This is a genomic window from Kitasatospora sp. NPDC036755 (assembly GCF_040636595.1).
GTDB lineage: Bacteria > Actinomycetota > Actinomycetes > Streptomycetales > Streptomycetaceae > Kitasatospora.
Genome location: NZ_JBEZUT010000523.1, coordinates 1 through 3,987, shown reverse-complemented (window position 1 = coordinate 3,987; position 3,987 = coordinate 1). Strand labels below are relative to the sequence as shown.

Sequence of the window (3,987 nt, the reverse complement as noted above, 5' to 3'; positions counted from 1 at the left end):
GGCAGGGCCTTGACAGCCTCGTCGAGGCCCTTGGCGTCGAGGGCGGCGAGGTCGGCGCCGGTGTCGGCGACCAGGGCGACGATGCCGTCCAGCTGTCGGCGCTGGGCAGGCCGGCGGTGCCGGGGACGGGCAGGAAGCAGATCTCGCCGGTGCCGCCGGAGGAGCCGCGGCGCAGCCGCCCGTCCAGGATGACGGCGGCGCCGACGCTGTGGCCGAGCCAGAGCAGGACGAAGGTGTCGCGGTCGCGCGCGGCGCCGACCCGGTACTCGGCCCGCCCGGCGAGGTTGACCTCGTTCTCCAGGATCACCTCGCTGCCGGGCAGTTCGCGCAGGGCGGCGAGGAGTTCGGCGTGCCAGGCGGGGAGGTTGCCGGTGCTCTGCAGCCGTCCGGTGGCCGGGGCGACCAGTCCGGGGGCGCCGACCGCGACGGTGTGCAGCCGCTCGACGCCGACGCCGCTCGCGGTGTCCCGCAGGACGGAGACGATCGACGCGGCGGTGTCCGGTCCGCCGTCGCCCTCGACGGGGACCTCGGCGGTGGCCAGGCTGCGGCCGGCGAGGTCGGCGACGACCAGGCTGACGCCGCCGGAGCGGACGTCGAAGGCGGCGAGGTGGGCCCGGGAGGCGACCAGCGCGTAGAGCCGGGCGTTGGGGCCGCGCCGCTGTTCACCGCGCTCGCCGACGACGGCCACCAGACCGGTGCGCTGGAGGCGTTCGAGCAGGTCGGCGACGGTCGGCCGGGACAGCCCGGTGAGGTCGCGCAGCTCGGTCGCGGTCAGGGGGCCCTGTTCGAGCAGGAGGTTGAGCGCCAGCCGGTCGTTGATCGCCCGGGCGGTACTCGGCGTGGCCGTACGCGCGGTGGTCATGGCAGATCATCCTTCCAGAGCATTTCTATCAGGGTCCCTTCCTGATAATTTATCGACCGTCACCGCAGACCGTCGCGCCCCGCACCGTGCGACCGGGAGGGAAACCGCATGACCGGGACCACCGCACCACCACCGGAGCCGCTGACCGCACCACGCCGGGCCCGGGCGAGCATCGCCCTGGTGTTCGGCGTGCACGGGGCCGTCGCCGGCAGCTTCGTCACCCGCATCCCCTGGATCCAGCACCACCTCCACCTCTCGACCGGCCAGCTCGGCCTGGCCCTGGTCATGCCCGCCATCGGCTCCTCCCTCGCCATGCCGCTGGCCGGCCGGTTCGTCCACCGCTACGGCGGCCGGGCCGCCGTGCGCGGGCTGCTCTCCCTCTACTGCCTGGCCCTCGCCCTGCCCGCGCTCGCCCCCTCACTGCCCGTCCTGTGCGCGGCCCTGCTGGTCTACGGGGCCACGGCCGGGATGGCGGACGTCGCGATGAACGCCCAGGGCGTGGAGATCGAGGAGCGGCTCGGCCGCTCGATCATGTCCGGCCTGCACGGGATGTGGAGCGCGGGCGGCCTGCTGGCCTCCCCCTTCGGCATCCTCGCCGCCCACCTCGACCTCGACGCCCGGCTCCAGCTGGCCGTCACCGCGCTGGTCCTGCTCGTCCTCGCCCAGTTCGCCTGCCGCGGACTGCCCGACATCCGGGCGCACGAGGGCGCGGAGGAGCCGCCGCGGTTCGCGCTGCCGCCGCGCAGCTCGCTGGTGATCGGGCTGGTCGGCTTCTGCGCGGTCTTCGCCGAGGGCGCCTCGATGGACTGGAGCGGCGTCTACCTGCGGGACGTCACCGGCGCCTCGGCCACCGTCGCCGCCGTCTCGTACACCGCCTTCTCGCTCACCATGGCGGTCAGCCGGCTCGCCGGGGACGCGGCGATCCGCCGCCTGGGCGCCGTCCGCACCACCCGCGTCGGCGGGGCCGTCGCCACCGTCGGCGGCCTGCTGGTGGTCGCCGCCGACAGCCCCGCGCTGGCCATCCCGGGGTTCGCGCTCATCGGCATCGGCATCGCGGTGATCGTCCCGCTCGCCTTCGCCGCGGCCGGGCGGATCGGCACCAACCCCAGCCAGGCCATCGCGGGCGTCGCCACCGTCACCTACACCTCCGGGCTGATCGCCCCCGCGGTCATCGGCGCCCTCGCCCAGGCCACCTCGCTGACCGTCTCCTTCGGACTGGTCACCGCGCTCGCCTGCGCCCTGATGCTGAGCGCCGGGGCCCTGCGGCTCGCCGAGCGGCCCCCCAGCGAAACGAACGGGGCCGACGGAACGAACGGGGCCGGGGAAAACGTGACCGCACCGTCACCGGAAAAGCCTTCCGGAAAAGATCTCTCCGCGATATGATGGGGAATTCCCGAGAGAATTCCCCGCTAGGGTTCCGAACCGTCGGGCGCGCCGCGCCCGGCGGTTTTCGCGCTCCCCGAGAGGGATTCCCCGTGTGCTACGACCCGGACGCCGCCCCGCCCACCCTCGGCCCCGCCCTGTGGCCACTGGCCGAGGCCACCGCACTCACCCTGACCTCGGCCGACGGCACCCGGTTCGGCGCCTTCCTGGCCCGCCCGGAAATCGCCACCGGGGCCGGCGTGCTCGTCCTGCCGGACAACAGGGGCCTTTCCCCGTTCTACCGGCAGACCGCCGCCCGGCTCGCCGAACAGGGCCACCCGGCACTCGTCCTCGACTATTACGGCCGCACCGCCGGCGCCCACCCGGAAAAGCGACCGGCGGAATTCGGCGAACCGCCGAACCTGCTCCCCCACCTGCTCGCGCTCACCCCCGAGGGGCTGGACGCCGACATCACCGCCGCGCTGGAGCGGCTGCGCGCCACCGGGCCCGCCGAGGTGATCGCGCTCGGCTTCTGCTTCGGCGGCCGGCAGGCCTTCCGCACCGCCGCCCCGCGCTTCGGCCTGGCCGGCGCCGTCGGCTACTACGGCTACCCGGACACCATCAACGGCGCCCCGGGGCCCACCCAGCTCGCCGCGGAGCTGACCGCCCCGATCCTCGCCTTCTGGGGCGGCGCGGACGAGCACATCCCGGCCGACACCGTCGAGGCCTTCGACGCGGCCCTCACCGAGGCCGGCTGCCCGCACGAGTTCGTCGGCTACCCGGGCGCGCCGCACAACTTCTTCGAGCTCGCCGCGCTCGAACACGCCGACGCGGCCCGGGACTCGTGGCGACGCCTGCTCGGATTCCTCGCCCGGGCGCGGTGAACCCGCGCGGCGACCCCCGGCGGCGGACCCGCGCGCCGCACCGTGAACGCCCACCGCGGGCCGGGCCCCGACGCACGGCCGAGCCGGCGCCCGGCCCGCGGGCCGCCCCCGGCACCGGTTAGGCTCGGCCGGTGTCCGCGCCCGATTCCGCTTCCGTGCCGCCCGTCGCGGCCGTTCCCGTGCCGCAGGCGCCCGCCGCCGCGCCGCGCTCCCCGTGGTGGCGGTTCGCGCTGCTGGTGGCGGTGCTCGCGGCGGCGGCCGGCTCACTGCTGCTGTGGAGCCCGACCGAACTGCTCTCCGGCGGGCTGGCCGACCGGCTGCCGGGGTACTGGTTCGGCCCGCTGTTCGCCCTGGTCTACGCGGTGGGCACGCTGGCCTTCGTGCCCCGGCCGGCGCTGAACGCGGTGGCCGGACTGCTGCTGGGCATCCAGCAGGGCGTGCTGCTGGCGGTGGCCGGCACCACGGTGGGCGCCGCGCTGGCCTTCGCGCTCGGCCGGGGCCTCGGGCGCGAGGCGCTGCGCCCGTACCTGCGCGGGAAGGTGCTCGGGGCGCTGGACCGGCGGTTCACCGAGCAGGGCTTCCGCAGCGTCCTGGTGCTGCGGCTGCTTCCCGGCATGCCGTTCCAGGCGGCCAACTACGGCGCGGCGTTCTCCGGGGTCCGCTTCCTGCCGTTCGTGCTGGCCACCGCGATCGGCGTGGTGCCGACCACCGCGGTGTACGTCACGGCGGCGGCCAGCGCGGGGCGGCCGGGCTCGGCGGCCTTCCTGCTGTCCGCGGGGGTGATCGCCCTGCTGGTGCTGGGCAGCGTGGTCGCCGGGACCCGGGGTCAGCGTGCGTCCGCGAGGAGGAAGTCGAGCAGGATCTGCCGGCTCGTCTGGG

The 3,987-nt window shown here is 75.5% G+C and carries 4 protein-coding genes; 3 read left to right on the top strand and 1 reads right to left on the bottom strand.

Going from position 1 to position 3,987, the window contains the following annotated elements; translation table 11 throughout:
- A partial coding sequence (locus tag AB0E96_RS39205) for an ROK family transcriptional regulator (RefSeq protein ID WP_359831340.1) occupies window positions 1-862 on the bottom strand: 862 nt, incomplete at its 3' end.
- Window positions 863-970: 108 nt separating this feature from the next.
- On the opposite strand from AB0E96_RS39205, the gene AB0E96_RS39200 reads away from it, so the two are divergent.
- The 3 genes from AB0E96_RS39200 to AB0E96_RS39190 all read left to right on the top strand — a co-directional run.
- Window positions 971-2,245, top strand: coding sequence for an MFS transporter (locus AB0E96_RS39200; protein WP_359831338.1), 1,275 nt, complete (start codon window positions 971-973; stop codon window positions 2,243-2,245).
- 92 nt (window positions 2,246-2,337) lie between these two features.
- On the top strand, window positions 2,338-3,108 hold the full coding sequence (locus AB0E96_RS39195) for a dienelactone hydrolase family protein (RefSeq protein ID WP_359831337.1): 771 nt from the start codon (window positions 2,338-2,340) through the stop codon (window positions 3,106-3,108).
- A 131-nt stretch (window positions 3,109-3,239) separates the two neighbouring features.
- Window positions 3,240-3,987, top strand: a 748-nt coding sequence (locus AB0E96_RS39190; protein WP_359831335.1) for a VTT domain-containing protein, incomplete at its 3' end; no start/stop codon positions are given.

Excerpts from the sequence above, each read along its gene's own strand:
- AB0E96_RS39200 (WP_359831338.1), top strand. The coding sequence starts at position 971 with ATGACCGGGACCACCGCACCACCACCGGAGCCGCTGACCGCACCACGC.